This window comes from Pseudorhizobium banfieldiae (genome assembly GCF_000967425.1).
GTDB lineage: Bacteria > Pseudomonadota > Alphaproteobacteria > Rhizobiales > Rhizobiaceae > Neorhizobium > Neorhizobium banfieldiae.
In genome coordinates this window covers 2,072,571-2,098,697 of sequence record NZ_FO082820.1, presented here as the reverse complement: position 1 = coordinate 2,098,697, position 26,127 = coordinate 2,072,571, and the positions used below count along the sequence as shown (strand labels likewise).

The 26,127-nt window shown below is 63.2% G+C and carries 21 protein-coding genes; all 21 read left to right on the top strand.

The window, feature by feature from the left end:
- The first annotated feature begins 10 nt into the window (after window positions 1-10).
- The 21 genes from rsmH to NT26_RS10230 all read left to right on the top strand — a co-directional run bounded on the left by rsmH (window position 11) and on the right by NT26_RS10230 (window position 26,124).
- A complete protein-coding gene (gene rsmH / locus NT26_RS10330; RefSeq protein ID WP_052638724.1) occupies window positions 11-1,039 on the top strand; it encodes a 16S rRNA (cytosine(1402)-N(4))-methyltransferase RsmH in 1,029 nt (342 codons plus the stop codon).
- Window positions 1,039-1,509, top strand: a complete 471-nt coding sequence (gene ftsL / locus NT26_RS10325; protein WP_052638722.1) for a cell division protein FtsL — start codon at window positions 1,039-1,041, stop codon at window positions 1,507-1,509. Before rsmH ends, ftsL begins: the two co-directional genes overlap by 1 nt.
- The gene (locus tag NT26_RS10320) at window positions 1,509-3,254 is read left to right on the top strand and encodes a peptidoglycan D,D-transpeptidase FtsI family protein (protein WP_052638720.1); all 1,746 of its coding nucleotides are present in this window, start codon (window positions 1,509-1,511) and stop codon (window positions 3,252-3,254) included. The genes ftsL and NT26_RS10320 overlap by 1 nt, the downstream gene beginning before the upstream one ends.
- A gap of 63 nt (window positions 3,255-3,317) precedes the next feature.
- Complete coding sequence (locus NT26_RS10315; RefSeq protein ID WP_052638718.1) at window positions 3,318-4,778, top strand: UDP-N-acetylmuramoyl-L-alanyl-D-glutamate--2,6-diaminopimelate ligase; 1,461 nt, start codon at window positions 3,318-3,320, stop codon at window positions 4,776-4,778.
- Window positions 4,775-6,208, top strand: coding sequence for a UDP-N-acetylmuramoylalanyl-D-glutamyl-2,6-diaminopimelate--D-alanyl-D-alanine ligase (locus NT26_RS10310; protein ID WP_052638716.1), 1,434 nt, complete (start codon window positions 4,775-4,777; stop codon window positions 6,206-6,208). Before NT26_RS10315 ends, NT26_RS10310 begins: the two co-directional genes overlap by 4 nt.
- Window positions 6,209-6,232: 24 nt before the next feature.
- Window positions 6,233-7,336: a phospho-N-acetylmuramoyl-pentapeptide-transferase gene (gene mraY, locus NT26_RS10305; RefSeq protein WP_052638714.1), complete on the top strand. Its 1,104-nt coding sequence runs from the start codon at window positions 6,233-6,235 to the stop codon at window positions 7,334-7,336.
- Window positions 7,337-7,343: 7 nt separating this feature from the next.
- The gene (murD, locus tag NT26_RS10300; protein WP_052638713.1) at window positions 7,344-8,750 is read left to right on the top strand and encodes a UDP-N-acetylmuramoyl-L-alanine--D-glutamate ligase; all 1,407 of its coding nucleotides are present in this window, start codon (window positions 7,344-7,346) and stop codon (window positions 8,748-8,750) included.
- Window positions 8,751-8,752: 2 nt separating this feature from the next.
- Complete coding sequence (gene ftsW / locus NT26_RS10295) at window positions 8,753-9,904, top strand: putative lipid II flippase FtsW (RefSeq protein WP_052638711.1); 1,152 nt, start codon at window positions 8,753-8,755, stop codon at window positions 9,902-9,904.
- A gap of 3 nt (window positions 9,905-9,907) precedes the next feature.
- Window positions 9,908-11,032, top strand: coding sequence for an undecaprenyldiphospho-muramoylpentapeptide beta-N-acetylglucosaminyltransferase (murG, locus tag NT26_RS10290; RefSeq protein ID WP_052638710.1), 1,125 nt, complete (start codon window positions 9,908-9,910; stop codon window positions 11,030-11,032).
- On the top strand, window positions 11,029-12,441 hold the full coding sequence (gene murC / locus NT26_RS10285) for a UDP-N-acetylmuramate--L-alanine ligase (protein ID WP_052638709.1): 1,413 nt from the start codon (window positions 11,029-11,031) through the stop codon (window positions 12,439-12,441). Before murG ends, murC begins: the two co-directional genes overlap by 4 nt.
- Window positions 12,441-13,415 carry a UDP-N-acetylmuramate dehydrogenase gene (gene murB / locus NT26_RS10280; RefSeq protein WP_052638708.1) on the top strand — a complete coding sequence of 325 codons (975 nt, stop codon included), beginning with the start codon at window positions 12,441-12,443 and terminating at the stop codon, window positions 13,413-13,415. Before murC ends, murB begins: the two co-directional genes overlap by 1 nt.
- A 261-nt stretch (window positions 13,416-13,676) precedes the next feature.
- On the top strand, window positions 13,677-14,603 hold the full coding sequence (locus NT26_RS10275) for a D-alanine--D-alanine ligase (RefSeq protein WP_052638707.1): 927 nt from the start codon (window positions 13,677-13,679) through the stop codon (window positions 14,601-14,603).
- A complete protein-coding gene (locus tag NT26_RS10270; RefSeq protein WP_052638706.1) occupies window positions 14,600-15,523 on the top strand; it encodes a cell division protein FtsQ/DivIB in 924 nt (307 codons plus the stop codon). Before NT26_RS10275 ends, NT26_RS10270 begins: the two co-directional genes overlap by 4 nt.
- Complete coding sequence (gene ftsA, locus NT26_RS10265) at window positions 15,520-16,848, top strand: cell division protein FtsA (RefSeq protein WP_052638705.1); 1,329 nt, start codon at window positions 15,520-15,522, stop codon at window positions 16,846-16,848. The genes NT26_RS10270 and ftsA overlap by 4 nt, the downstream gene beginning before the upstream one ends.
- Window positions 16,849-16,933: 85 nt before the next feature.
- Entirely contained in the window at window positions 16,934-18,709 is a 1,776-nt protein-coding gene (gene ftsZ, locus NT26_RS10260; protein ID WP_052638704.1) for a cell division protein FtsZ, read from the top strand.
- A gap of 254 nt (window positions 18,710-18,963) precedes the next feature.
- The gene (gene lpxC, locus NT26_RS10255; RefSeq protein WP_052638703.1) at window positions 18,964-19,920 is read left to right on the top strand and encodes a UDP-3-O-acyl-N-acetylglucosamine deacetylase; all 957 of its coding nucleotides are present in this window, start codon (window positions 18,964-18,966) and stop codon (window positions 19,918-19,920) included.
- A 216-nt stretch (window positions 19,921-20,136) separates the two neighbouring features.
- Window positions 20,137-21,003, top strand: a complete 867-nt coding sequence (locus tag NT26_RS10250; RefSeq protein ID WP_052638702.1) for an outer membrane protein assembly factor BamD — start codon at window positions 20,137-20,139, stop codon at window positions 21,001-21,003.
- A 2-nt stretch (window positions 21,004-21,005) separates the two neighbouring features.
- Window positions 21,006-22,679, top strand: a complete 1,674-nt coding sequence (gene recN / locus NT26_RS10245; RefSeq protein ID WP_052638701.1) for a DNA repair protein RecN — start codon at window positions 21,006-21,008, stop codon at window positions 22,677-22,679.
- A 64-nt stretch (window positions 22,680-22,743) separates the two neighbouring features.
- On the top strand, window positions 22,744-24,903 hold the full coding sequence (gene ligA, locus NT26_RS10240; RefSeq protein ID WP_052638700.1) for an NAD-dependent DNA ligase LigA: 2,160 nt from the start codon (window positions 22,744-22,746) through the stop codon (window positions 24,901-24,903).
- Window positions 24,904-24,966: 63 nt separating this feature from the next.
- Window positions 24,967-25,557 carry a 3'-5' exonuclease gene (locus NT26_RS10235; RefSeq protein WP_052638699.1) on the top strand — a complete coding sequence of 197 codons (591 nt, stop codon included), beginning with the start codon at window positions 24,967-24,969 and terminating at the stop codon, window positions 25,555-25,557.
- Window positions 25,558-25,632: 75 nt separating this feature from the next.
- Complete coding sequence (locus NT26_RS10230) at window positions 25,633-26,124, top strand: CreA family protein (protein WP_052642040.1); 492 nt, start codon at window positions 25,633-25,635, stop codon at window positions 26,122-26,124.
- Window positions 26,125-26,127: the final 3 nt, after the last annotated feature.

The following is a 26,127-nucleotide window of genomic DNA, read 5'->3' as shown; positions in this document are numbered from 1 at the left end:
GGGGATCGGAATGGCGGCGAATCTTGGTGGAGGCGTGCCCGAAACCGAAGGCGGACCGGTTCGCCACATTCCTGTTCTTCTCCCGGAGGTGATGTCGGCCCTCGACGTGGCGCCTGGTCAGATCGCGCTGGACGGTACTTTCGGTGCGGGCGGATACACCTCGGCCATGCTCGATGCTGGCGCCCAGGTCATTGCGCTCGATCGCGATCCGACCGCCATCGCCGGCGGCCGTGAATTGGTGGCTGCAAGCGGCGGCAGACTGACCCTGATCCAGTCGCAGTTCTCCCGCCTCGCGGATCATGCGCCCGCCGGCGGGCTGGATGCCGTCGTGCTCGACATCGGCGTTTCCTCCATGCAGATCGACGAGGCCGAACGCGGCTTCTCCTTCCAGAGGAATGGACCGCTCGACATGCGCATGTCAGCCGAAGGCGTATCGGCCGCCGATGTGGTGAACCGGGCGAAGGTCGGAGATCTCATCCGGATATTCGGGTTCCTGGGCGAGGAAAAGCACGCCGGACGGATCGCGCGGGCCATCGAAAAGCGTCGTTCTTCGGAACCGTTCACGACCACGCGCGACCTGGCCAACCTCATCGAGAGCGTCAATCCGCGCAAGGCCAAGGACAAGATCCATCCCGCCACGCGCGTCTTCCAGGCCCTGCGCATCTTCGTCAATGACGAACTCGGCGAACTGGCGCAGGCGCTGTTCGCGGCCGAACGCGCGCTGAAGCCGGGCGGTCGGCTCGTGGTGGTGACCTTCCATTCGCTCGAGGACCGGATCGTCAAGAAATACTTCTCCGATCGTTCCGGCAAGGCGGCGGGCTCCCGCCACATGCCCATGGTTGTCGAGAAGCCCGCGATCTTCGAGCCGGTCGGCAAGGGCGTTGTCAGCGCCACGGAGGAGGAGGCGGAACTCAATCCTCGGGCACGCTCCGCCAAGCTACGGGCAGGGCGCCGCACGGATGCGCCGGCCCGCGCGGCGGACATGGGCATTTTCGATCTGCCGGATCTCGCCAGCCTCGCCAAGATGGGAGCCGCCTGATGCTGAGAAGCCTCGACCTCGTTCTGATCGGCGTAATGACTGCCGCGGCCGTTGTGACCTATACCATCAAGCATCGAGCCGACGACAAGCTGCAGGAAGTGCGGCGCCTCGAGGCCGAGATCGTCCTCGAAAAGGATACGATCGACCTGCTGAAGGCGGATTGGGCATTGTTGACCCAGCCGAACCGGCTGGAGCGACTGATCTCAGCGTATCAGTCGGAGCTGCAACTGGTGCCGACGCAGCCGACTCAACTTGCCATGCCCGTCGAACTGCCGATGCCGCGATCGCAGCTGCCAATGCCGGAAACGACGATCGAGGAACTGATCGCCAGCGCCGGGGGTGAAGTCGCTGCTGCCATCAAGGGCGTAGACGCGGCAAGGAATGCGGCCCCTTCGAGCGGGATTCCCGTGCCGATCCCGCGAGGAGGCGTCCCCCTGGACGCAATGTCAACTGGATCGGTGAGGCGCTGATGTCGTTTCTTTCGCGCATCATGGTGTTGAAAAGTCGCGCACACCTGTCGACGGGGAGCCGCCGCAGTACGGCAGCGTCGGGTGACGCCACGTTCGAGGGCGTCGGCAAGCGTAAGGCCGCTCAGGCGCGCAATCGTGTCGGGCTGATCATCGTCGGCTTTGTCGCCGTGTACGGCGTCATTGGTGGCCGGTTGGTTCAGTACGGAATGGCGCAACCGGAGATCACCTCCAGCATCATGCCCGCAGACAGGCTGATGGCTTCCCGTCCCGATCTTCTCGATCGCAACGGCGAGGTGTTGGCGACCGACATCCGCACCGTTTCGCTCTACGCGGAGCCCCACAAGATCGTCGACGCCGACGAGGTTATCGAGAAGCTCGCGACTGTCCTGCCTGATCTCGACGCCAGATCGATCTACGGGAAGCTCTCCTCAAAATCACATTTCCAGTGGCTGCGTCGCCAGCTGACGCCGAAGCAGCAGAGCCAGATCCTTGCACTTGGAATTCCCGGCATCGGCTTCCGGCCGGAGAAGCGGCGGTTCTACCCCGGTGGCGCGACCGCCGCCCACGTGGTGGGCCACGTCAACATCGACAACCGCGGCGTTGCCGGCATGGAACGGTATGTCGACAGCCAGGGCCTTGCCGATCTGGCAGCGGTCGGCATGACGTCCGACCAGCCGCTGGAACCGGTCCGGCTGTCTATCGATCTCAGGGTGCAGTCGATCGTGCGGGAGGTGATCTACTCGTCGATCGACAAGTACCAGGCTGTGGGTGCGGGGGCCGTCGTCCTCGACGTCCATACCGGGGAAGTCATCGCAATGGCATCCGCTCCGGACTACGATCCCAACACCCCGGCGGCGGGTGCAGAGGAAGGCTGGCTCAACCGGATGTCGAACGGCACGTTCGAGATGGGATCGACCTTCAAGGCCTTCACCACAGCGATGGCGCTCGATTCCGGCAAGGTCAAGATGACCGATAGCTTCGATGCCCGCTTCCCGATCCGCATCGGCGGCTTCACGATCAAGGATTTCCACGGCAAGGGCCGGATGCTGACGGTTCCGGAGGTCTTCCAGTATTCCTCCAACATTGGGACCGCCAAGATGGCCGACGTGGTTGGCATAGAGGGACACAAGGAGTTCCTGACCCGGCTCGGCCTTCTGACCCGGACGCAGACCGAACTGCCCGAGGTGGCCATGCCCAGCCAGCCGCGGGAGTGGAAGAAGATCCACTCGGTCACGATCTCCTTCGGTCACGGCGTTTCCACGACGCCGCTGCAGACGGCCGTTGCCGTTGCCGCGCTGGTGAATGGCGGCAAGCTCATTCCGCCGACCTTCCTCCCGCGGACCCGGGACGAGGCGGATCTCGTGGCGCAGAGGGTGATGAAGGAATCGACGAGCGAAGACATGCGCTTCCTGTTCGACTGGAACGCCACCAAGGGTTCAGGCAAGCGTGCGCTGGTCGAGGGCTTCAACGTCGGAGGCAAGACGGGAACCGCCGAGAAGGTGGTCAACGGTCGCTATTCGAACGAGAAGAACTTCAACGTCTTCATCGCCGCCTTCCCGATTCACGAGCCGCAATATGCCGTGCTTACCTTCATCGATGAGCCGAAGACCGGAGAGGGCGGAGGGCGCACAGCCGGCCTCAATGCTGCCCCGATGGTACAGGACATCATCAGCAGGTCGGCGGCGATTCTCGGTGTAAAACCACGCTTCGGCGAGGATGGTTCGGCCCTTTTGGTATCGTATTAGGCGATAATGATTCACGGGCGATTCGAGAGAGTGCGCGCCTGACCAATGATGAGAGTACCGCTGATGAAGTTACGCGACCTGGCCGGCGATGATTTTCCGGAGATCAGCGAACTGCTCGCCGGAGCGACGGGCGATATCGACGTCGGCGGCATCTCTGCCGACAGCCGAAAGGTTGAGCCCGGCATGCTTTTCGCAGCGCTGCCCGGGACGAAGGCCGACGGTGCTCGCTTCATTGCCGACGCAGCGCAACGCGGTGCGGCTGCGGCTGTCGCAGGTCAGACGGCCGATGCCTCGGTTCCCGTCCTGACCGTCTCCAATCCGCGCCGCTTTCTGGCTTTGGCTGCCGCACGCTTCTACGGGGCGCAGCCGGCCACCATGGTCGCCGTCACCGGGACCGCCGGCAAGACGTCCGTCGCCTCCTTCACCCGTCAGATATGGGCACATGCCGGCCATCCAGCCGCGCAGATCGGCACCACCGGCGTGGTTTCGCCGACCCGCAACGACTATGGATCCCTGACGACGCCGGACCCGGTTGGGCTCCATGCGCTGCTGGCGGAACTTGCGGCCGAAGGTGTGACCCACGCCGCCATGGAGGCATCCAGTCACGGGCTCGATCAGTGCCGGCTCGACGGCGTGCGCCTCGCGGCGGCCGGGTTTACCAATCTCGGCCGCGATCACATGGATTATCATCCGACGATCGAAAGCTATATGGCCGCGAAGATGCGGCTCTTCGATACGCTGCTGCCGAAAGGCTCGCCGGCGGTCATCTTTGCGGATGACGAATGGTCGGCGGAGGCGATCCGCGTCGCCGGCAAATCGGAGCTTCAGGTGCTAACCGTCGGCCGCAAGGGAGATTACCTCGCTCTCAAGCGCGTCGAGCACTTCCGTCACAAGCAGACCGCCGAAATCCATTTCGGTGACGACATCTTCGAGGTCGACATTCCTCTGGCGGGCGACTTCCAGGTGGCAAATGCACTCGTGGCTGCGGGTCTGGCGATATCCACCGGCACGCCGGCTGCAGTTGCGATGGCGGCGCTGGAGAAGCTGCGAGGCGCCTCCGGACGCCTGGAGCTCGTGGGGCAGACACGCGAAGGGGCCTTGGCCTACGTGGATTATGCCCACAAGCCCGATGCGCTCAAGAACGTCCTGTCGTCCGTGCGACCCTTCACCACCGGGCGAGTCGTGCTCGTTTTCGGATGTGGCGGCGACCGTGACAAGGGCAAGCGCCCCATCATGGGCGAGATCGCTACACGGCTGGCGGATGTGGTGGTCGTAACTGACGACAATCCGCGTTCCGAGGTCCCGGAGGTAATCCGGTCCGAGATCATGGCGGCGGCATCCGGTGCCACCGAGATCGGAGACCGGGCGGCGGCGATCCGCCATGCCGTCTCCCTTCTGGGAGCGGGTGACACTCTCATCGTCGCCGGCAAGGGGCACGAGGAAGGGCAAACGATCGGCGACCGGGTCCTGCCGTTCTCGGACCACATGGAACTGCGCAAGGCACTGGAGGAGATGACATCTTGAGCTGGCTCTGGACCTGCGATGCAATGGTTGGCGCAATGGAAGGGCGGCCGGTGGGTACGCTTCCGGAGGGCATCACCGGCATCTCGATCGACAGCCGTTCGATAGCTCCCGGGGAAGCCTTCTTCGCCATCAAGGGCGATCGCGTCGATGGTCATGACTTCGCCAGTATCGCCGTGGCGAACGGTGCCTCCCTGATCGTCGTCAGCGAGGCGAAGCTGCCGGCTATGGGGCGGCTGACCATCCCCATGATCGTCGTGGAGGATGTGCTGACCGCGCTCGGAAAGCTCGGTATCGCCTCACGTCAGCGGAGCCGCGCCCAGATCGTCGCGGTTACCGGTTCGGTCGGCAAGACGACAACCAAGGAGATGCTGCGGCACGTCCTCTCGCCCTTCGGCACGGTGCATGCGGCGGTTGCTTCCTTCAATAATCACTGGGGGGTGCCGCTGACGCTGGCCCGCATGCCCGAGGAGGCGCAGTTCGGCGTCTTCGAGATCGGCATGAATCATCCGGGCGAAATCCGCCCGTTGGTGAAGATGGTGCGTCCCCACGTGGCCATCATCACCACGATCGCCGCCGCCCATCTCGGCCACTTCCGCAATCTCGAGGAGATCGCGGCCGCCAAGGCGGAGATATTCGAAGGTCTGGAACCCGGTGGTGCAGCGATTCTCAATCGCGACAACAAGCAGTTCGCTTTCCTCGAGCAGCGGGCCCAAGAGGTCGGTGTTGGCCGCATCTACACGTTCGGGCAGCATGCCAAGGCAGACTTCCGGCTGGCCGATTTCGAGGGCAATGCGCAAAGCTCGACCGTCTGGGCGACGCTCAGCGGCGAGACGGTGGAGGTGGAGATCGGCACTCCCGGCAGGCACATTGCGGAAAACGCCATGGCTGTACTCGGCGCTTGCACCCTGGTTGGTGCGGATCTCGGCAAGGCGGTCGCTGCACTCGCAGAACTGCGACCGGTCAAGGGGCGTGGCGAGCAGCACCGGCTCGGTATCGGCGAAGGCATCCTGACGCTGATTGACGAAAGCTATAATGCCAACCCGGCGTCCATGCGGGCCGCGATCGCGCTTCTTGCCGCGTCGGAGCCCGTGGCCTCCGGGAGGAGGATCGCCATCCTCGGCGACATGCTGGAAATGGGCGAGTTTTCAGCAAAGGTCCACGAGGAACTGGCAGGGCCGATTTTGGCAGCTGGCATCGAGCATGTGTGGCTGGCAGGCGCTGAAATGGCAGTCCTTCGGGATGCGCTGCCGGAGAGCGTGCATTGCGAGTACCGGTCGACGACGGAAGAGCTTCGGGATTTTGCCGTGCGTGCCGTCAAGCCGGGTGACGTGGTCATGGTGAAGTCGTCCCTCGGCATCGGTTTCGGAAAGATCGTTGCTGCGCTTATTGACAATTATCCGGCAGTCTCCGAGACGGAGCGCCAACTTTAATTCGGCTTCTAGAAAGGGCCATGGATGCTCATCTGGCTTGTGGAACTGGCGGATACGTTTCAAATCTTCAACCTGTTCCGATACATTACGTTCCGCACCGGTGCGGCACTCTTTACCTCTGCCTTGATCGTCTTCCTGTTCGGTCCCGCAATGATCGCGTCGCTGCGCGTACGACAGGGCAAGGGGCAGCCGATCCGCGCCGATGGCCCTCAGACCCACTTCAAAAAAGCCGGCACACCCACGATGGGCGGGTTGATGATTCTCGCGGGAATCATCGGCGGATCGCTGCTCTGGGCGGATCTATCGAACATCTACGTGGTCGCGACTTTGCTGGTGACGCTCGGATTCGGCGCGATCGGCTTCTATGACGACTATCTCAAGGTGACCAAACAGACCGACAAGGGCTTCTCGGGGAAGGCCCGGCTCGGGATCGAGTTCCTGATTGCCGCGATCGCCGTGTTCTTCATGATGCGCATCGCTTCAGCCACCGGGCAATCCGCCAATCCCAATCTCGGCACCTCGATCGCCTTTCCATTCTTCAAGGACTTCCTGGTCGACCTGGGCATCTTCTTCGTCTTGTTCGGCGCTTTCGTGATCGTCGGGGCCGGGAACGCGGTGAACTTGACGGATGGACTTGATGGGCTTGCCATCGTTCCGGTGATGATCGCCGCAGCCTCCTTCGGTGCCATCTCCTATCTCGTCGGCAACGGCGTCTTCGCAAATTATCTGCAGATCAACTTTGTCCCCGGCACCGGGGAACTGGTCGTCATCCTCGGTGCTGTGATCGGTGCCGGCCTCGGCTTCCTCTGGTTCAACGCGCCGCCGGCCGCGATCTTCATGGGGGACACGGGCTCGCTCGCCCTCGGCGGACTGATCGGCTCCGTTGCCGTCGCGACGAAGCACGAGATCGTCATGGTCATCATCGGCGGCCTGTTCGTCATGGAAACCCTGTCGGTCATCATCCAGGTTGGCTTCTTCAAGCTGACGGGCCGGCGCGTCTTCCTCATGGCGCCCATCCACCACCATTTCGAGAAACTCGGATGGACCGAGAGCCAGGTGGTCGTCCGCTTCTGGATCATCGCCGTTGGGCTGGCATTGCTCGGCCTCTCGACACTCAAGTTGCGGTGAGGGGGAAATGATCCCGGTCACCACGTTCGCCGGCAAAAAGGTAGCGCTCTTCGGCTTGGGCGGCTCCGGGCTTGCCACCGCACAGGCCTTGCAGGCCGGCGGAGCCGACGTGGCGGCGTGGGACGACAATCCGGACAGTGTCGCAAAGGCGGCTTCGGCCGGCATGCATACCGAGGATCTGCGCTCCATCGACTGGTCCCAGATGGCCGCCTTCGTCCTGTCGCCGGGCGTGCCGCTGACCCATCCGAAGCCGCACTGGAGCGTTGATCTCGCCCGTGCCGCCGGTGTCGAGATCATCGGTGACATCGAACTCTTCGTGCGTGAGAGGCGGGCATTCGCGCCGGATTGCCCGTTCATCGCCATTACCGGCACCAACGGCAAGTCGACGACGACTGCGCTTGTCGCCCACATCTTGAGGAGCAGCGGCCGCGACACGCAGCTTGGCGGGAATATCGGCACCGCGGTGCTGACGCTCGATCCCCCAAAGGCCGAGCGTTACTATGTCGTCGAGTGCTCCTCCTACCAGATAGACCTTGCGCCGACACTCGATCCGACTGCCGGCATCCTGCTTAACCTGACACCGGACCATCTCGACCGCCACGGCACGATGCAGCACTATGCCGACGTCAAGGAGCGGCTGGTGGCGGGCAGCGACATTGCCATCGTCGGCATCGACGACAGCTTCTCGGCCCTCATCGCCGACCGGGTCGAGCGGGCAGGGGTGAAGGTGCGCCGAATCTCCAGGCGTAACGTTGTCGCCGACGGAATCTATGCCGAGGGAAGCCGCCTCTTCAGGGCCGAGGTAGGCGCGAGTTCGCTGTTCGTCGACTTGGAAGGCATCGCAACCTTGAGGGGCGGGCACAATGCGCAGAACGCGGCGGCGGCAATCGCGGCCTGCCTTGCGGTCGGGGTCGATGCTGATGCGATCCGCGAGGGGCTGAGGTCGTTTCCGGGACTGAAGCACCGCATGCAGCCGGTTGCGCGCCGCGGGAACGTGCTGTTCGTCAATGATTCCAAGGCAACCAATGCTGAAGCCGCTGCGCCGGCTCTGTCGAGCTATGACCGCATCTACTGGATTGCCGGCGGGTTACCCAAGGAAGGCGGCATCGCAAGCCTCGCACCACTCTTCCCGCATATCGTCAAAGCCTTTCTGATTGGAGAGGCGGCTCCGGCCTTTGCCGCCACGCTTGGGCAGGCTGTTCCCTACGAGATTTCCGGGACGCTCGAGCGTGCGGTCGCCCATGCCGCTGCGGAGGCTGAGGCGGAGGGCAATTCGGCTGCTGTCATGTTGTCGCCGGCTTGCGCCAGCTTCGATCAGTACAGGAATTTTGAGGTCCGCGGAGATGCATTCGTGAGCCATGTTGCCGAACTCGACGGCGTCACCATGCTGGTCGAGACGAAGAAGGGGATTTGACCATGGTAAGCCGCGCCGACCGGGGGCCACTGGCGGATTGGTTCTGGACGATCGACCGCTATTTCCTTGCGGCGTTCATCCTTCTGATGGGGATCGGCTTCATGCTGTCCTTCGCCGCATCGCCGCCGGTCGCCGAACGGCTCGGCCTCGACAGCTTTCATTTCGTGGAGCGACATGCCGTCTTCATCGTCCCGTCGCTGATGGTGATGATCGGGTTGTCATTCATGACGCCGCGCCAGGTGCGTCGAGCCGCCATCATTCTGCTGGCCGTCTCCCTGCTGATGATGGTGATGGCGCTGTTCTTCGGCGTGGAAGTGAAGGGCTCGCGCCGGTGGGTCTCCATCGGCAGCTTCTCCATCCAGCCCTCGGAGTTCATGAAGCCCGCCTTTGTGGTGGTGTGCGCATGGCTGTTTGCCGAGCATGCCCGCCAGCCGGAAATCCCCGGCAATCTCTTCGCGATCATCCTGTTCGGCATTGTGGCCGCCCTGCTCGTTGCCCAGCCCGACCTGGGGCAGACGATTCTGACCGCGGTCGTCTGGGGCGGCATGTTCTTCATGGCCGGCATGCCGTGGCTCTGGATCATGGTTCTCGGGGCAGTCGGTATCGTCGGCTTTGCCTCGGCATATTACATGTTGCCGCACGTGACCGGGCGTATCGACAGGTTCTTGACCGGCGAGGGCGACACGTTCCAGGTGGACACCGCCCGCGATGCGATCGTCCGCGGCGACTGGTTCGGGCAGGGCCCGGGCGAAGGCATCGTCAAGCGCATCATTCCCGACAGCCATACGGACTTCATCTTCTCAGTGGCGGCGGAGGAGTTCGGAATCCTGTTCTGCATGCTGCTGGTGCTCATCTTCGCCTTCATCGTGCTGCGCGGCCTCGGTCACTCGTTCAAGGAGCGCAATGATTTTGCACGCTTTGCCGTCGCGGGCCTCGTGCTGCAGATCGGCATCCAGTCGATGATCAACATCGGCGTCAATCTCGAACTCCTGCCCGCGAAGGGAATGACCCTGCCACTGATCTCCTATGGCGGCTCCTCGATGATCGCGATCTGCGTGACGGCCGGCTTCATCCTTGCGCTGACCCGGCACCGCCCGGAAAAGCGGGCGCAGGAGCGTAGCCTCTTCCGCATTGCCGGCGTTCCGGCGGAGTAGACAATGGCCAGTGGCATCATCCTTCTTGCCGCCGGTGGGACCGGCGGGCACCTTTTCCCTGCCGAGGCCCTCGGGCACGAGCTGAAGGCACGTGGCTACACCGTCCACCTCGTAACCGACAGGCGCGCCGAACGCTTCGCCGGAAGCTTTCCCGCGGACGAGATCCACGTCGTCCCCTCGGCGACCTTCGGATCGAAGAATCCCATCGCGGTGCTGCGCACGGCGTGGACCTTGTGGACAGGCCTGCGGGCCGCCCGCCGGCTCATCGGGCGGCTGAAGCCGGCCGCCGTCATTGGATTCGGAGGGTATCCGACCGTTCCGCCCCTGCTTGCTGCGACATCAATGGGCGTGCCGTCGCTGATCCACGAGCAGAATGCCGTGATGGGCCGCGCCAACAAGGCGCTCGCCTCGCGGGTACAGGCAATTGCAGGTGGCTTCCTGCCGGATGATCACGGAGCCCATGCAGCAAAGACGGTGACGACCGGCAATCCGGTGCGCCCCGCCGTCCTGCAGGCCGCCGGTTCGCCGTACCTCGCATCCCGGAGTTCGGAAGAATTCCGCCTACTCGTCTTCGGCGGCAGCCAGGGCGCACAGTTCTTTTCCTCCGCAGTACCCGCGGCGATCGCACGTCTCGACGGTGTGGATCGAAGCAGGCTTAGGGTAACGCAGCAGGCACGGGCGGAGGACCAGCAGGCGGTCGCCGATCACTATCGTGCGCTCCAGGTTCCGGCGGAGGTGTCGCCCTTCTTCGCCGACATGGCCGAACGTCTTCGCTCGGCGCATCTGGTCATCTGTCGGTCCGGAGCCTCCACGGTGTCGGAAGTTGCCGTCATCGGCCGTCCGGCCATCTTTGTTCCCTATCCCCACGCCCTTGACCAAGACCAGGCAGCCAATGCTGCTGCGCTCGTCGGGAAGGGCGGGGCAGAGGTCGTGGCGCAGGCGGAGCTCTCACCCGAATGGCTTGCACAGATGATTTCGTCGGCAATGAAGGAGCCGGAGCGGCTTGAAACTATGGCGGCTGCCGCCCGGCACGCGGGGCATCCGGATGCGTCGGCCTTGCTCGCGGACCTGGTTGTAGCTATTTCCGGGCGGAAATCGGTCGCGGAATTCAAAGGAGTGCATTCATGAAGATGCCGAAGGCCATCGGGCTCGTTCATTTCGTCGGCATCGGCGGCATCGGCATGAGCGGTATTGCGGAAGTGCTCCACAATCTGGGCCATCGTGTGCAGGGCTCGGACCAGTCCGACGGTGCCAATGTCCAGCGATTGCGCGAGAAGGGCATACCTGTCTTCGTCGGCCATCGGGCGGAAAACCTTGGAGAGGCAGAAGTCGTGGTCGTGTCGACCGCGATCAGGAAGGACAACCCGGAACTGATCGCCGCACGCGAGCGCTTCCTGCCGATCGTCCGGCGTGCGGAGATGCTTGCTGAGCTGATGCGTTTCCGAAATGCGATCGCGATCGGCGGGACGCACGGCAAGACGACGACGACGTCGATGGTCGCGACGCTCCTCGAAGCCGGAAACCTCGATCCTACCGTCATCAATGGTGGCATCATCAACGCCTATGGGACCAATGCCCGCATGGGTGAAGGCGAGTGGATGGTGGTCGAGGCGGACGAATCGGACGGGACCTTCCTCAAGCTTCCTGCGGACGTCGCAGTGGTCACCAATATCGATCCGGAGCATCTCGACCACTACGGCAGCTTCGACGCCGTCCGCGCGGCCTTCCGGCAGTTCGTCGAGAACGTCCCGTTCTACGGCTTCGGCGTGCTGTGCATCGATCATCCGGAAGTGCAGGCGCTTGCGGCGCGGATCGAAGATCGCAAGATCATCACCTATGGCGAGAACCCGCAGGCCGACGCCCGCTTTGCCAATGTTCGCATGGAAGGGACGAAAGCCATCTTCGACGTCGAGATCCGCCGCCGTCGCACCGGCCGGGTCTTCAGTTTCAAGGACCTGACCCTGCCGATGCCTGGACGGCACAATATTTCGAACGCCACGGCGGCAATCGCCGTCGCCAATCGGCTTGGCATTTCCGAGGAAGACATCCGCAAGGGGCTGGCGGCTTTCGGTGGCGTCAAGCGGCGCTTCACGCTGACGGGGACCTGGAACGGCGTTTCCGTCTTCGACGACTACGGCCATCATCCGGTGGAGATCAGGGCGGTCCTGAAGGCGGCAAGGGAATCCTGCTCGGGGCGGATCATCGCGGTCCACCAACCGCATCGTTACACGCGTCTTTCCAGTCTCTTCCAGGAGTTCGCGACCTGCTTCAATGATGCCGATAGCGTCATGCTGGCGCCGGTCTACGCTGCTGGAGAGGATCCGATCGAAGGCGTGGATTCGGAAGTCCTGGTCGGCAAGATCCGGGCCGCCGGCCACCGCAATGCGCGCTACATCTCCGGCCCTGGCGAACTTGCGCCAATCGTTGCCGGCATTGCGAAGCCGGGTGATTTCGTGGTTCTTCTGGGGGCTGGTAGTATCACGCAATGGGCGGCAGCGCTGCCCAGGGAACTGGAAAGCGTATCGGGACAGTCGTAATGAAGCAGGTGCATGGTGAAAAGCTGCTGGCCTCACTCGGTGAGGGCGTCAAGGACCTTCGTGGACGGTTGACGCCGGATGCGCCGATGGACCGGGTGACCTGGTTCCAGGCCGGCGGACTGGCAGAACTGATGTTCCAGCCGCATGACGTGGACGACCTCGTCACGTTTCTGAAGATCCTCCCGGCTGACGTGCCGCTGACGGTCGTTGGCGTTGGCTCCAACCTGCTCGTTCGCGATGGGGGTATCCCGGGCGTGGTCCTGCGCCTGTCGGCAAAGGGGTTCGGGCAGGTCGACCTTGCAGGGGACAATCGCATCCGCGCCGGCAGCATATGTCCCGACAAGCATGTCGCGGCGATGGCAATGGATCACGGCATTGGCGGTTTTGCGTTCTACTACGGCATCCCGGGCTCCATCGGCGGCGCGCTTCGCATGAATGCGGGGGCGAACGGCACGGAGACGGCGGATCGGGTGGTGGAAGTCCATGCCGTCGACCGGCAGGGCAATATCCATGTCCTGGACAAGGCGCAGATGGGCTACGGCTATCGCAAGTCGAGCGCTCCGGGCGACCTGATCTTTACCCATGCGATCTTCGAAGGCTATCCGGACGATCGTGCCAAGATTCGGCATGAGATGGATGCGGTGCGCCAGCACCGCGAAACGGTCCAGCCGGTCAAGGAGAAGACCGGCGGCTCGACCTTCAAGAATCCCGAGGGCCATTCCGCCTGGAAGCTGATCGACGAGGCGGGGTGCCGCGGGCTTGTCTGCGGCGGCGCTCAGATGTCCTCGCTCCATTGCAACTTCATGATCAATACCGGCAATGCCAGCGGCTACGATCTCGAATATCTCGGCGAAACGGTTCGCCAGCGGGTCTTCGAGCATTCAGGAATCAAGCTGGAATGGGAGATCAAGCGGCTCGGGATCTTCATGCCCGGTCGGGAAGTGAAGCCATTCCAGGGCGTCGCCACCGAATAGAGCAGCATTAGAAGTTTCTGAAAAAAAAGGCTGTCAGCCCATGCGGTTGGCGGCCTTTTTTGATGTCTTGAATCAGATTCACGATGTGGGGTGGAGCGATTGAAATTCCACGTCTTTTTCGCCTCGGTTAACGAAAGTAAACGGTTTGTTAACCATATGCCGGCAGTATGAACCTGCGCGGCGGGATCCGGAATTGCATCGGGAACAGGTCGGCGCAAGCAAGGCTGTGCAAGGATGCGTACTTTTTCCGGAGGTCGTTCGATGAGTGACAAGCATGTGGCTGTTCTGATGGGAGGGTTTTCCTCCGAACGGCCCGTGAGCCTGTCTTCCGGGGCGGCTTGCGCCCAAGCCCTCGAAGCCGAAGGCTACCGTGTCACGCGCGTCGATGTTGATCGCAACGTCTCCGGTGTTCTTTCCGATCTTCGTCCGGACGTCGCTTTCAATGCCCTCCACGGTCCTTTCGGCGAGGACGGCACGATCCAAGGCGTCCTGGAGTATTTGCAGATCCCCTACACGCACTCCGGTGTCCTCGCGTCGGCGCTCGCCATGGATAAGGGGCAGGCGAAGCATGTTGCCAAGGCCGCGGGTATCCCGGTCGCCGAGGCGCGGGTGATGAGTCGCTTCGATATCGGTAATCGCCACCCAATCGAGCCGCCCTATGTCGTGAAGCCTGTACGCGAAGGTTCGTCCTTCGGCGTGGTCATCGTCAAGGCGGACCAATCCCATCCGCCGCAAGTTCTGTCGTCGGATGAGTGGCGCTACGGCAACGAGGTGATGGTCGAGCGCTATGTCCATGGTCGCGAGCTGACCTGCGGCGTCATGGGCGATACGGCGCTCGGCGTCACCGAGGTTGTGCCGACGGGGAACGCCTTCTACGATTATGATGCGAAATACGCAGCGGGCGGTTCGACGCATATTCTTCCTGCGCAGATTTCATCGAATGTTTACCAAAAGATCCAATCCTTGGCCCTCAAGGCGCATCAGGCGATGGGCTGCCGCGGCGTGAGTCGATCCGATTTCCGCTACGACGACCGCGTTTCCGAAGACGGCGAGGTGATCTGGCTGGAGGTCAATACCCAGCCCGGCATGACCCCGACTTCGCTGGTGCCCGAAATGGCCGGGCATGCCGGCCTCTCGTTCGGTGATCTCGTCCGTTGGATGGTGGAGGACGCATCGTGTCTGCGTTGAGCGGCCAGAGTTCTGTAGGTTTCAAGGGGGGCGCATCTCGTGCCTTTCCTGCGGTGGAGGATCGTCGGGTTCTCCCGCGCCCGCTCCGTCGTATCGTTCGCTTCGCGGTCAGCCTGGCAACCGGCCGCGTTCATATTCCGCGCCATATCGGGACGGTTTCGACCTTCGCCTTCATGGGGGTTGTGGGTCTCTACGGCATGTCCGTTGGCGGACATGGCGTTGTCGTTTCGCAGGCGGTAACGGCCTCGGCGGGCTTTGCGATCGAGGATGTACGCGTCTCCGGTAACGACCAGACCTCCGAGATCGATATCCTGCAGCTCCTCGGTCTGGACGGGACGACCTCGCTCGTCGCTCTCGATATCGAGGCTGCCCGCAAGAAGCTTTCCGATCTGCCCTGGGTCGAATATGCGGAAGTCCGGAAGGTCTATCCGAAGACCATCGAGGTCACGCTCAGGGAGCGCAAGGCCTTCGGCATCTGGCAGCATGGCGACGAGCTTTCGCTGATCGAGAGGAACGGCGCCATCATCGGGCCGCTTCGGGACGGCAAGTTCGCTTCGCTGCCGCTGTTCGTCGGCCGCGATGCCGAGACGAGGGCCGCCGCCTTCGTGGAGGAACTCTCCGGCTGGCCGGAGCTAGGTAACCGGGTGCGCGCCTATGTCCGCGTCGCTGGTCGGCGTTGGGATCTGCATCTCGATAACGGCGTCGTCCTCAAGCTGCCGGAGCAGGGCGTGCAGAATGCACTCTCCGTTCTGTCGCGCCTGGAAGCGGAGCAGGGGCTCTTGGAGCGGGACATCGCCGCGGTGGACCTGCGGCTCGACGATCGCACCACCATACAGTTGTCACAGGGCGCGCTCGATCGCCGCAACGAGGTGCTGGAGCTGCGAAGCAAGGCACTCAAGAAAGCAGGAGTGCGGTCATGAGCCTCTTCGGTTCGGGTCACTTCCTGCCGCGCCTCAAGCCGCTTTCCTCCAAGCGTAGCCACGTGGTCACAGTGCTGGACATCGGGTCGACCAAGGTCGTCTGCATGATCGGCCGGCTGACGCCTCGCCAGGAGAGCCTCGTGCTTCCAGGTCGGACCCATAATGTCGAGATCATCGGCATCGGGCACCAACGTTCCCGCGGCGTGAAGTCCGGCGTGATCGCGGATCTCGATGCGGCCGAAAGCGTCGTGCGGCTTGCCGTCGACGCCGCCGAGCGGATGGCTGGCCTGACCGTCGACAGCCTGATCATCAACGTCTCCGCCGGTCGTCTTGCAAGCGACGTCTACACGGCCACGATCGACCTTGGCGGCCAGGAGGTCGAGCAGGCAGACCTGCGCAAGGTGCTGGTGTCGGCAAGCCAGCAGTCACAGCGGCAGGATCGCGCCATCCTTCATTCCCTAGCGACAGGCTATTCGCTCGATGGCGAGCGCGGCATCCGCGATCCGCTCGGGATGTTTGGCGATCTTCTCGGCGTCGACATGCACGTCGTTTCCGCCGAACGGGCGACGCTCAAAAATCTGGAACTGTGCGTCAACCGCGCTCATCTATCCGTCGAAGGCATGGTTGCGACGCCCTATGCCAGCGGCCTTGCAGCACTCGTCGATGACGAGGTTGAATTGGGATGCGCCGCGATCGACATGGGTGGCGGTACGACGACCATTTCTGTCTTCGCAGAAGGCAAGCTGGTTCACACCGATGCGATCAGCCTCGGCGGCCACCACGTCACGACCGATCTTGCACGGGGGCTTTCCACCCGTATCGAGGATGCCGAGCGCCTGAAGGTCGTCCACGGTTCTGCGCTCGCCAACGGGGCGGATGAACGCGACATGATCTCCATCCCACCGATCGGCGAGGATGATCGGGACCTGCCGACGCAGGTACCCCGCTCGCTGGTCACCCGGATCGTCCGGGCCCGCATCGAGGAAACTCTGGAATTGATCCGCGACCGGATCGAGAAGTCCGGCTTCAGCCCGATCGTCGGCAAGCGCGTCGTCCTGACGGGTGGTGCCAGCCAGCTGACGGGGCTGCCGGAGACGGCGCGCCGGATCCTGGCTCGCAACGTGCGGATCGGGCGCCCGATGGGGATTTCCGGCCTGCCAGTCGCAGCCAAGGGCCCCGCATTTTCCACGGCTGTTGGGCTGATGATCTATCCGCAGGTGGCCGAGATGGAGACGCATGCTTCGCAGGGGGGGCTGATAAGCTCCCTCGGCAGTGGAAATGGCCGGCTGGCTCGTATGGGCCAGTGGCTCAAGGAGAGTTTTTGACGTCCGTCCCAACAGGGCGGCGGCATGAAGAACAGCAATGAATCGGCCGGCGGCGATGCGGCCAGAGTTAGAAGGAACGGTACCCATGACTATCAAGCTGCAGAAGCCGGACATCACTGAACTGAAGCCCCGCATCACCGTCTTCGGCGTTGGCGGTGGCGGCGGCAATGCCGTCAACAACATGATCACCGCCGGGTTGGAAGGCGTCGATTTCGTTGTCGCCAACACCGACGCGCAGGCGCTGACGATGACGAAGGCCGACCGGATCATCCAGATGGGTGTGCAGGTTACCGAAGGTCTGGGTGCAGGTTCCCAGCCGGAAGTTGGTCGCGCCGCCGCCGAAGAATGCCTGGACGAGATCGTCGACCACCTGAACGGCACCCACATGTGCTTCGTCACGGCCGGCATGGGCGGCGGGACAGGAACGGGTGCCGCTCCGGTCGTGGCGCAGGCTGCCCGAAACAAGGGCATCCTCACCGTGGGCGTCGTCACCAAGCCGTTCCACTTTGAGGGCCAGCGCCGCATGCGGCTTGCCGAATCCGGCATCCAGGAACTGCAGAAGTCGGTCGACACGCTGATCGTCATCCCCAACCAGAACCTCTTCCGCATTGCCAACGACAAGACCACCTTCGCCGATGCCTTCGCGATGGCCGACCAGGTGCTCTATTCAGGCGTCGCCTGCATCACCGACCTGATGGTGAAGGAAGGCCTCATCAACCTCGATTTCGCCGACGTCCGCTCGGTCATGCGTGAAATGGGACGTGCGATGATGGGGACCGGCGAGGCTTCCGGCCCCGGCCGCGCCATGCAGGCCGCCGAAGCGGCGATCGCCAACCCGCTCCTCGACGAGACCTCGATGAAGGGGGCGCAGGGCCTGCTGATCTCCATCACCGGCGGTCGCGACCTCACCCTCTTCGAAGTCGACGAGGCGGCAACCCGCATCCGCGAGGAAGTCGATCCGGACGCCAACATCATCCTCGGCGCGACCTTCGACGAGGCCTTGGAAGGACTTATCCGCGTCTCAGTCGTGGCAACCGGCATCGATCGTGCCGCGGCACAGATGGACGGCCGCTTCACCGATACTCGGCCGGCCGCCGCTGCCGCACGCCCGGTGATCCGTCCGTCGGCCGCGATCGCACCGTCCGCCGCCCCGGCCGCTGCTGCACCGCAGCCGGCTCCGATCGCGCAGGCACCGAAGGCTGTGGATCCGATTGCCGAGACCATCCGCCAGGCAGAAGCCGAGATGGAACGCGAACTGGCCATCGCTGACATGCCGCGCCAAGCCGCTCCGCAGCCGGTCGCACAGCAGCCCGTTGCTACTCCGGCAGAGCCGGAGTTCCGTCCGCAGAGCCGCATCTTCGCCGCAGCGCCGGCAGAAGCTCCCGTTCTTCGGGCTCCGGCCGCCCCGGTGATGGCGGCACAGCCGGCACCGGTCGCTGCCCAGCCCGCACCCCGCATGGCGCCTCAGTTGCACCATGAGCAGGTCGCGCCGGCGATGGTTCCCGAGCCCGTTCGCATGCCGAAGGTCGAAGACTTCCCGCCGGTCGTCAAGGCAGAGATGGACCATCGCGCCCATCCGGCACAGCACGTGCAGGAAGAGCGCGGTCCGATGGGCCTCCTGAAGCGGATCACCAATTCGCTCGGCCGTCGTGAAGATGACGAGCAGGTCGCGGCTGACATGACCGCGCCGGCACCGAGTGCGGCTCCGCAGCAGCGCCGTCCGCTGTCGGCAGAGGCCAATCTCTACGCACCGCGTCGCGGTCAGCTGGACGACCATGGACGTGCCGTCCCTCAGGCCGGCATGCATCATGAGGACGACCAGCTGGAGATTCCTGCCTTCCTGCGCCGCCAGCACAACTGAGGCTGCGGCAACAGTTTGAACGAAGGCCCGGAACGGTGTTTCGGGCCTTCGCACGTTGTCGTGGGCCTGTGCGGAAAAGCTCCATGATTTCTGAAGCTTGGCCGCGTAACAATCCGAAATGAACAGTGATTTGGAATGTTCCAGCACTCTGCGTAGAAAAGCAGCAAGAAGGCAGGTGACTCGCGGATCGCGGTCACGCCTGCTGCCAAGGTCTTGATCGAGGATCAGGACTAACGCATGAGAAAGCAAGACGAATGACAATCGGACTCCTCGGTTTCCAGACGACCATTGCAGCCCCCGTCACAATGACGGGTATCGGGGTGCATTCGGGCGCTCCGGTCACCATCACCTTCCAGCCTGCGGAGGCCGGTACCGGCATCATGTTCAGCCGCAGTCTGGACGATGGCAGTTCGGTGGAATACCGCGCGGTTTCGGCACAGCTCGGACCAACCGATCTCTGCACCGTGCTGGGCGGCTCGCCGGCGAAATGGGTTGCGACCATCGAGCATGTGATGGCCGCCCTTTATGCGCTGTCGATCGACAATGTCGTGGTCGAGGTGGATGCGGGCGAGATGCCGATCATGGACGGCAGCTCCTATCCGTTCATCGAGGCGCTGGAGCAGGCCGGTATCGTCAACCTCGGCGCGAAGCGTCGCTACATCAGGGTGGTGAAGCCGGTACGGATCGATTCGGGCGCGTCCTGGTCGGAGTTCCGCCCTTACGACGGCACGCGTTTCGAAGTCGAGATCGACTTCTCCACGCCGCTGATCGGACGGCAGAGCTGGAAGGGCGACCTGACGGCCGCCTCCTTCAAGGAAGAGCTTGCCCGCGCCCGTACCTTCGGGTTCATGCGCGATGTCGAGCGGCTGTGGGCTGCCGGTTACGCTCTCGGTTCCTCGCTGGAGAATTCCGTGGTGATCTCGGACGACGACACGATCGTCAATGTCGAGGGACTTCGCTACGAGGGTGATGAGTTCGTGCGTCACAAGACGCTCGATGCCGTCGGCGACCTCGCACTGGCGGGCGCGCAGTTCATCGGTTGCTACCGTTCCTATCGTGGCGGCCACAAGATGAACGCCAACGCCCTGAAGGCTCTGCTCAGCGACCCCACGGCCTATGAGATCGTCGAGGCACCGGTCCGCAGCACCCGCGTTCGCGCCGTCGAGTTCGTACCGGTTAAGGAACCGGAAGTCGCCGCCTGGTTTGCTTAATCCAATCTTCCAGTCCAACTGGCCGCTCCTTGTGAGCGGCCTTTCTTTTTGACCGGACTTGCGGTTTTCGCGGCGGTCCTTCGTCCTTCCGGGCAGGGAACCTTGCCACAAAATTGCGTTAATGCGCCCGCATTGCGTTGCCCAGCGCCTGCTTGTAAGGCTAGAAGGCCAGTTGGTGCAGGGGCGCCATTGCGCGGGACGATCGGGAACTGTCGAATGACTTATGCGAGGTCTGTTGGAATGAAGAGAACGGCGAGGATAGCCTTCGTGTCCATGGCTCTGGCCTGCGCCGGCGTCGCAGTAACCGCGTGTCAGTCCGACAAGGATATCGACATCACCAAGCTGGGCGTCGAGACCGATCCACCTGAAGTTCTCTACAACCAGGGCCTGGCCAACATGAAGGCCGGCAACATCGCAGAAGCAAGCCGCAAGTTCGACTCCATCGACCGCCAGCATCCGTTCACGGACTGGGGTCGCAAGGCGCTCGTGATGAGCACGTTTGCCAAGTACCGGCTCGGGCGCAACGAAGATGCGATCACAACCGGGAACCGTTACCTGAAGCAGTATCCGAACACCGAGGATTCGGCCTATGTCCAGTATCTGGTTGGCCTTTCCTATTCCAAGCAGATTGCCGACGTGACGCAGGATCAGCGCGCAGCCGCCCAGACCATCGATGCCATGTCCAAGGTCGTCAACGACTATCCCGATTCCGAATACGTCGAGGATGCGCAGGCCAAGATCCGCTTTGCGCGAGACCAGCTCGCGGGCAAGGAGATGCAGGTCGGCCGCTATTACCTGGAGCGGAAGGAGTATCTGGCGGGAATCCAGCGTTTCCGCACCGTTGTGGAGCGCTATCCCACGACCAACCAGATCGAGGAAGCTCTCGCACGCCTCGTCGAGTCCTATTATGCGATGGGGATCGTGGAGGAGGCGCAGACGGCGGCGGCCGTGCTCGGCCGAAACTACCCCGACAGCCAGTGGTATGCCGATTCCTACAAGCTGCTGCAGACGGGCGGTCTGGAACCGCGTGAGAACCGTGGCTCCTGGATTTCTCGCGCAGGGGCAAAGCTCATCGGGGCCTGATCGTGCTCGTCCAGCTTTCGATCCGCGATATCGTTCTGATCGAGCGGCTGGATCTTGCCTTCGAATCCGGCCTCTCCGTGCTGACGGGCGAAACCGGTGCAGGCAAATCGATCCTGCTCGACAGCCTGTCGCTGGCTCTCGGTGGGCGAGGCGATGGCGGGCTCGTCCGGCACGGCGAGGACAAGGGGCAGGTAACGGCCGTCTTCGACGTGCCCGGGCAGCATCCCGTCCGACAGCTTCTCCGCGACAGCGGCATCGATGACGACGGCGACCTCATCTTCCGGCGCATCCAGAACGCCGATGGGCGGACTCGCGCGGCGATCAACGACCAGCCGGTCAGTGTCCAGCTGATGCGGCAGATCGGCCAGCTTCTGGTGGAGATTCATGGCCAGCACGACGACCGGGCGCTGACCGACACCAACACCCATCGCGACTTGCTCGATGCGTTTTCCGGCCTGGCCGATGAGGTGAAGCAGGTCGGGGGGCTCTATCGCACTTGGAAGGAGGCCGAGCGCGCCTTCAAGGCGCATCGGGCCAATGTCGAGGCGGCGGCGCGGGAGGCGGATTACATTCGCGCATCCGTCGAGGAGCTCGAAGTGCTAAGTCCCCGCGATGGCGAGGAAGAGGAACTGGCGGAGCAGCGCTCGCAGATGCAGAAGGCCGAGCGAATCGCCGGCGACATTTCCGAAGCCTCCGAGTTCCTCAACGGCAATGCCTCGCCCGTGCCCTTGATCGCTTCCATGGTGCGGCGGCTGGAGCGCAAGAGCCACGAAGCGCCGGGCCTGCTGGAGGAAACCGTCGAACTCCTGGATGCTGCCCTGAACAGCCTCTCCAACGCCCAGATGGAGGTCGAGGCGGCGCTCAGAAAGACGGAGTTCGATCCCCGCGAACTGGAGCGCGTCGAGGAGCGACTGTTTGCGCTGAGGGCCGCGGGACGAAAGTATTCCGTTGCCGTCGCGGACCTGCCAGCACTTGCAGAGAAGATGGTTGCCGATCTTGCCGATCTCGATGCCGGTGAAGAGAAGCTCGGCCAGCTGGAAAAGCAGGCCGCCGCCGCGAAGGCTGCCTTCGATTCCGCGGCACTGACGCTGTCGGAGAAGCGCCGGCAGGGCGCCCAGACGCTGGCGAGAGCGGTGATGGAAGAACTCCCCGCTCTCAAATTGGAACGGGCCTGTTTCATGGTCGAGATGACGGCCGATCCGCAGGCAGCGACCGCGGAGGGCATCGACACTATCGAATTTCACGTCCAGACCAATCCGGGTACGCGTCCGGGTCCGATCATGAAGGTCGCGTCCGGCGGTGAGCTTTCCCGCTTCCTGCTGGCGCTGAAGGTCGCGCTGGCGGATCGCGGTTCGGCCCCAACGCTGGTCTTCGACGAGATCGATACCGGAGTGGGCGGTGCCGTCGCGGATGCGATCGGCCAGCGGCTGAAGCGGTTGTCGGCGACAGTGCAGGTGCTCTCGGTCACTCACGCGCCCCAGGTGGCGGCGCGTGCGGCAACACATCTGCTCATCTCCAAAGGTCCCGCGGGCGAAGGCTCGGAGAAGATCGCCACGCGGGTCGCGACCATGGCGCAGGAGCACCGGACGGAAGAGATTGCCCGCATGCTCGCTGGTGCATCGGTGACCGACGAGGCCCGCGCGGCTGCAGCGCGTCTGCTGGCAGGCGGCGGCTGAAACCGGTCTCTTCCCATCCTCCGGAATTGCACTAAAAAAGCGACTCCATCTCGGAGTGACTTTCATGGCTGACGCGCAAATACCGGTTGATTCACTGAGCGAAGAACAGGCGGCAGCGGAGCTTGCTTTCCTTGCCTCCGAGATCGCCCGGCACGACGAACTCTACCACAGTCATGATGCACCAGAGATCTCGGACGCGGAATATGACGCGCTGAAGCGGCGCAATGATGCGGTCGAGAAGCGGTTTCCCCAGCTTCGTCGGGCCGACAGCCCGTCGCTACGGGTCGGTGCCGCGCCGCTCCCGACCTTCGCGCCCATCACCCATTCGCGCCCCATGCTGTCGCTCGACAACACGTTTTCCGACGAGGACGTACGCGACTTCATCAACTCCGTCTACCGCTTCCTCGGCAAGCTCCCGGACGGTTCAATCGCCTTCACCGCGGAACCGAAGATCGACGGACTGTCCATGTCGATCCGCTACGAGAACGGCCGGCTCGCCAATGCCGCTACCCGCGGCGACGGCACGACGGGGGAGAACGTCACTGCCAACATCTTGACGATCAAGGAAATCCCGAACCAGCTCCCGGACGGCGTGCCGTCCGTCGTGGAAGTGCGCGGCGAAGTCTACATGACGAAAAGCGATTTCCTGGCGCTCAACGAGAGGATGGCGGCCGAGGGCAAGCAGACCTATGTCAACCCGCGGAACACGGCCGCCGGCTCGCTGCGCCAGCTCGATGCAAAGGTGACCGCGAGCCGCAACCTTCGCTTCTTCGCCTATGCCTGGGGCGAGATTTCCGACATGCCGGCCGACACCCAAATGGGAATGGTGGAGAAGTTCCGGGAATGGGGGTTCCCCGTCAATCCGCTGATGAAGCGGCTGAATTCGGTCGAGGAGATCATCGCCCACTACACGGAAATCGGCCTGAAGCGGCCCGACCTCGATTACGAGATCGACGGCGTCGTCTACAAGGTAGACCGGCTCGACCTGCAGCAGCGGCTCGGCTTCCGCTCGCGTAGCCCACGCTGGGCGACCGCGCACAAATTCCCGGCTGAGCAGGCGTTCACCCGGGTGGAACGGATCGACATCCAGGTCGGACGTACCGGAGCGCTGACGCCGGTCGCGCGCCTGACCCCCGTGACCGTCGGCGGCGTCGTCGTCACAAATGCCACGCTGCACAACGAGGACTACATCAAGGGCATCGGCAATTCCGGTGAGCGCATCCGCGAGGACGAGCATGACATCCGCATCGGCGATACCGTGATCGTGCAGCGGGCAGGGGACGTCATCCCGCAGGTCCTCGATGTCTTGATGGAAAAGCGCCCGGCGGATGCCGTGCCTTACGAGTTTCCGAAGAAATGCCCGGTCTGCGGCAGCCATGCGGTGCGGGAGAAGAACGGAAAGACCGGCAAGCTCGATTCCGTTACTCGTTGCACCGGCGGCTTCGTCTGCCGCGCACAGGCGACCGAGCATCTGAAACACTTTGTGTCACGCAATGCCTTCGACATCGAGGGGTTGGGATCAAAGCAGATCGACTTCTTCTTCGAGGCGGACGATCCGGCGTTTTCGATCAAGACCGCTCCGGATATATTCACATTGAGGAGGCGGCAGGAGGCGTCGCCACTCACGAAGCTTGAGAACATCGAGGGCTTCGGAAGGGTGAGCGTCCGCAAGCTCTTCGACGCCATCGACGAGCGGCGATCCATTGCGCTCCACCGCTTCATTTACGCACTCGGTATCCGCCATGTGGGGGAGACGACCGCAAAGCTCTTGGCGCGCTCCTACGGGACCTATGACGCTTTCTCGGAAGCGATGCAGGAGGCGGCCGATCTGACGGGGGAGGCTTGGGAGAACCTGAACAATATCGAGGGGATCGGCGAAGTGGTGGCGCGGGCGATGGTCGAGTTCTTCAAAGAGCCGCGCAATCGCGACGTGATCGGACGTCTGCTGCAGGAGGTGACGCCTCAGGCCGCCGAACAGGTTTCCACCGCTGACAGTCCCGTCGCCGGCAAGACGGTAGTCTTCACCGGCAGTCTGGAGAAGTTCACGCGAGACGAAGCCAAGGCGCGCGCTGAAAGCCTCGGTGCAAAGGTGGCCGGTTCCGTTTCCAAGAAGACCGATTACGTCGTCGCAGGGCCGGGTGCCGGCTCCAAGCTCGACAAGGCGAGGGAGCTCGGTGTGGAGGTCATGGACGAGGACGAATGGCTGGCGCTGATCGGGGGATGATCTCGCTTTTGCCGAATCAGGGTCGCTTGCGCTAAGGCTTGGGCAGCAGAATTAGGGCCGACCTTGAAAACCATTGCCATCGACTTTGAAACCGCCAACGAAACGCGCGGCAGTGCCTGCTCCGTCGGGCTCGCCTGGATCGAGAATGGGGAGGTCGTGCGCGTCGAGGAGCGGCTGATCCGCCCGCAGGACATGCGCTTTTCCTCTTTCAACATCGCCATCCACGGCATCCGCCCGGAGCATGTCGAAGACGCGCCGGAGTTTCCGGAGGTGATGGAAGAGTTCGAGGAGGATTTCCGCGGCGCGACGATGATCGCGCACAACGCGGCCTTCGATTTCAGCGTCTGGCGCGCTTGCCTCGATCTCTATCGCCGCGGCTATCCGGAACTCTCCTATGTCTGTAGCGTCAAGATGTCCCAGAAGGTCTGGCCGCATCTCGGCTCCCACCGGCTCAACGTGCTGGCGGCTCATCTCGGGTTGAAGTTTGCGCACCACAATGCCGCCGAGGATGCCCATGTCTGCGCACGTGCGGCGATCGCAATCGGAAACTCGCTGGGGGTGTCACACATCCCCGACATTCCGGCATTGATTGGCATGAAGGTCGGCCGCCTCTTTGACGGTGGTTATGCACCCTGCACCTGCCGGCTGAAGTAGATCGGCTGCTTCCGCTTGTAACCTGCGCCGTCGCGCTTATCTGTGATCACGGATGGTTTACCGGAGTGCCCGATGATGAAACGACCTGCCTTGCTTGTCTCTGCTGCGGCACTGGCCGCTGGTCTGTTTGCGGCGGCTGCCTCTGCCGAAGTCGTCGGCAAGGTAGGGGTCGACTGGATCGGCAACGACATCATCATAGAGGCGGTCGCCGATCCGGAAGTGAAGGGTGTGACCTGCCATGTCACCTATTTCGACCGCTCGATCATCGACCGGCTGAAGCAGGGCAACTGGTTCGAGGATCCGTCCAACAGCTCAATCGCCTGCCGCCAGACCGGACCAATCGAGATCGGCGATATCGACCTTTCGCGCGGAGGAGAAGAGGTCTTCCGCCAGGGCCGTTCGCTGATCTGGAAGGACCTGCTGGTCAAGCGCATCTATGACAAGGCGAACGATACCCTGGTCTACCTCGCCCATTCGCGGCAGGTTATCGAAGGCTCGGCCAAGATGGCCATCTCCACCGTGCCGCTTTACGGGCAGGAAGTGAACTGGACCAACGGCAAGCCATAGTCG

Coding starts and splice junctions, on each gene's coding strand:
- rsmH (WP_052638724.1), top strand. CDS start 11: ATGGCGGCGAATCTTGGTGGAGGCGTGCCCGAAACCGAAGGCGGACCG.
- ftsL (WP_052638722.1), top strand. CDS start 1,039: ATGCTGAGAAGCCTCGACCTCGTTCTGATCGGCGTAATGACTGCCGCG.
- NT26_RS10320 (WP_052638720.1), top strand. CDS start 1,509: ATGTCGTTTCTTTCGCGCATCATGGTGTTGAAAAGTCGCGCACACCTG.
- NT26_RS10315 (WP_052638718.1), top strand. CDS start 3,318: ATGAAGTTACGCGACCTGGCCGGCGATGATTTTCCGGAGATCAGCGAA.
- mraY (WP_052638714.1), top strand. CDS start 6,233: ATGCTCATCTGGCTTGTGGAACTGGCGGATACGTTTCAAATCTTCAAC.
- murD (WP_052638713.1), top strand. CDS start 7,344: ATGATCCCGGTCACCACGTTCGCCGGCAAAAAGGTAGCGCTCTTCGGC.
- ftsW (WP_052638711.1), top strand. CDS start 8,753: ATGGTAAGCCGCGCCGACCGGGGGCCACTGGCGGATTGGTTCTGGACG.
- murG (WP_052638710.1), top strand. CDS start 9,908: ATGGCCAGTGGCATCATCCTTCTTGCCGCCGGTGGGACCGGCGGGCAC.
- murC (WP_052638709.1), top strand. CDS start 11,029: ATGAAGATGCCGAAGGCCATCGGGCTCGTTCATTTCGTCGGCATCGGC.
- murB (WP_052638708.1), top strand. CDS start 12,441: ATGAAGCAGGTGCATGGTGAAAAGCTGCTGGCCTCACTCGGTGAGGGC.
- NT26_RS10275 (WP_052638707.1), top strand. CDS start 13,677: ATGAGTGACAAGCATGTGGCTGTTCTGATGGGAGGGTTTTCCTCCGAA.
- ftsA (WP_052638705.1), top strand. CDS start 15,520: ATGAGCCTCTTCGGTTCGGGTCACTTCCTGCCGCGCCTCAAGCCGCTT.
- ftsZ (WP_052638704.1), top strand. CDS start 16,934: ATGACTATCAAGCTGCAGAAGCCGGACATCACTGAACTGAAGCCCCGC.
- lpxC (WP_052638703.1), top strand. CDS start 18,964: ATGACAATCGGACTCCTCGGTTTCCAGACGACCATTGCAGCCCCCGTC.
- NT26_RS10250 (WP_052638702.1), top strand. CDS start 20,137: ATGACTTATGCGAGGTCTGTTGGAATGAAGAGAACGGCGAGGATAGCC.
- ligA (WP_052638700.1), top strand. CDS start 22,744: ATGGCTGACGCGCAAATACCGGTTGATTCACTGAGCGAAGAACAGGCG.
- NT26_RS10230 (WP_052642040.1), top strand. CDS start 25,633: ATGAAACGACCTGCCTTGCTTGTCTCTGCTGCGGCACTGGCCGCTGGT.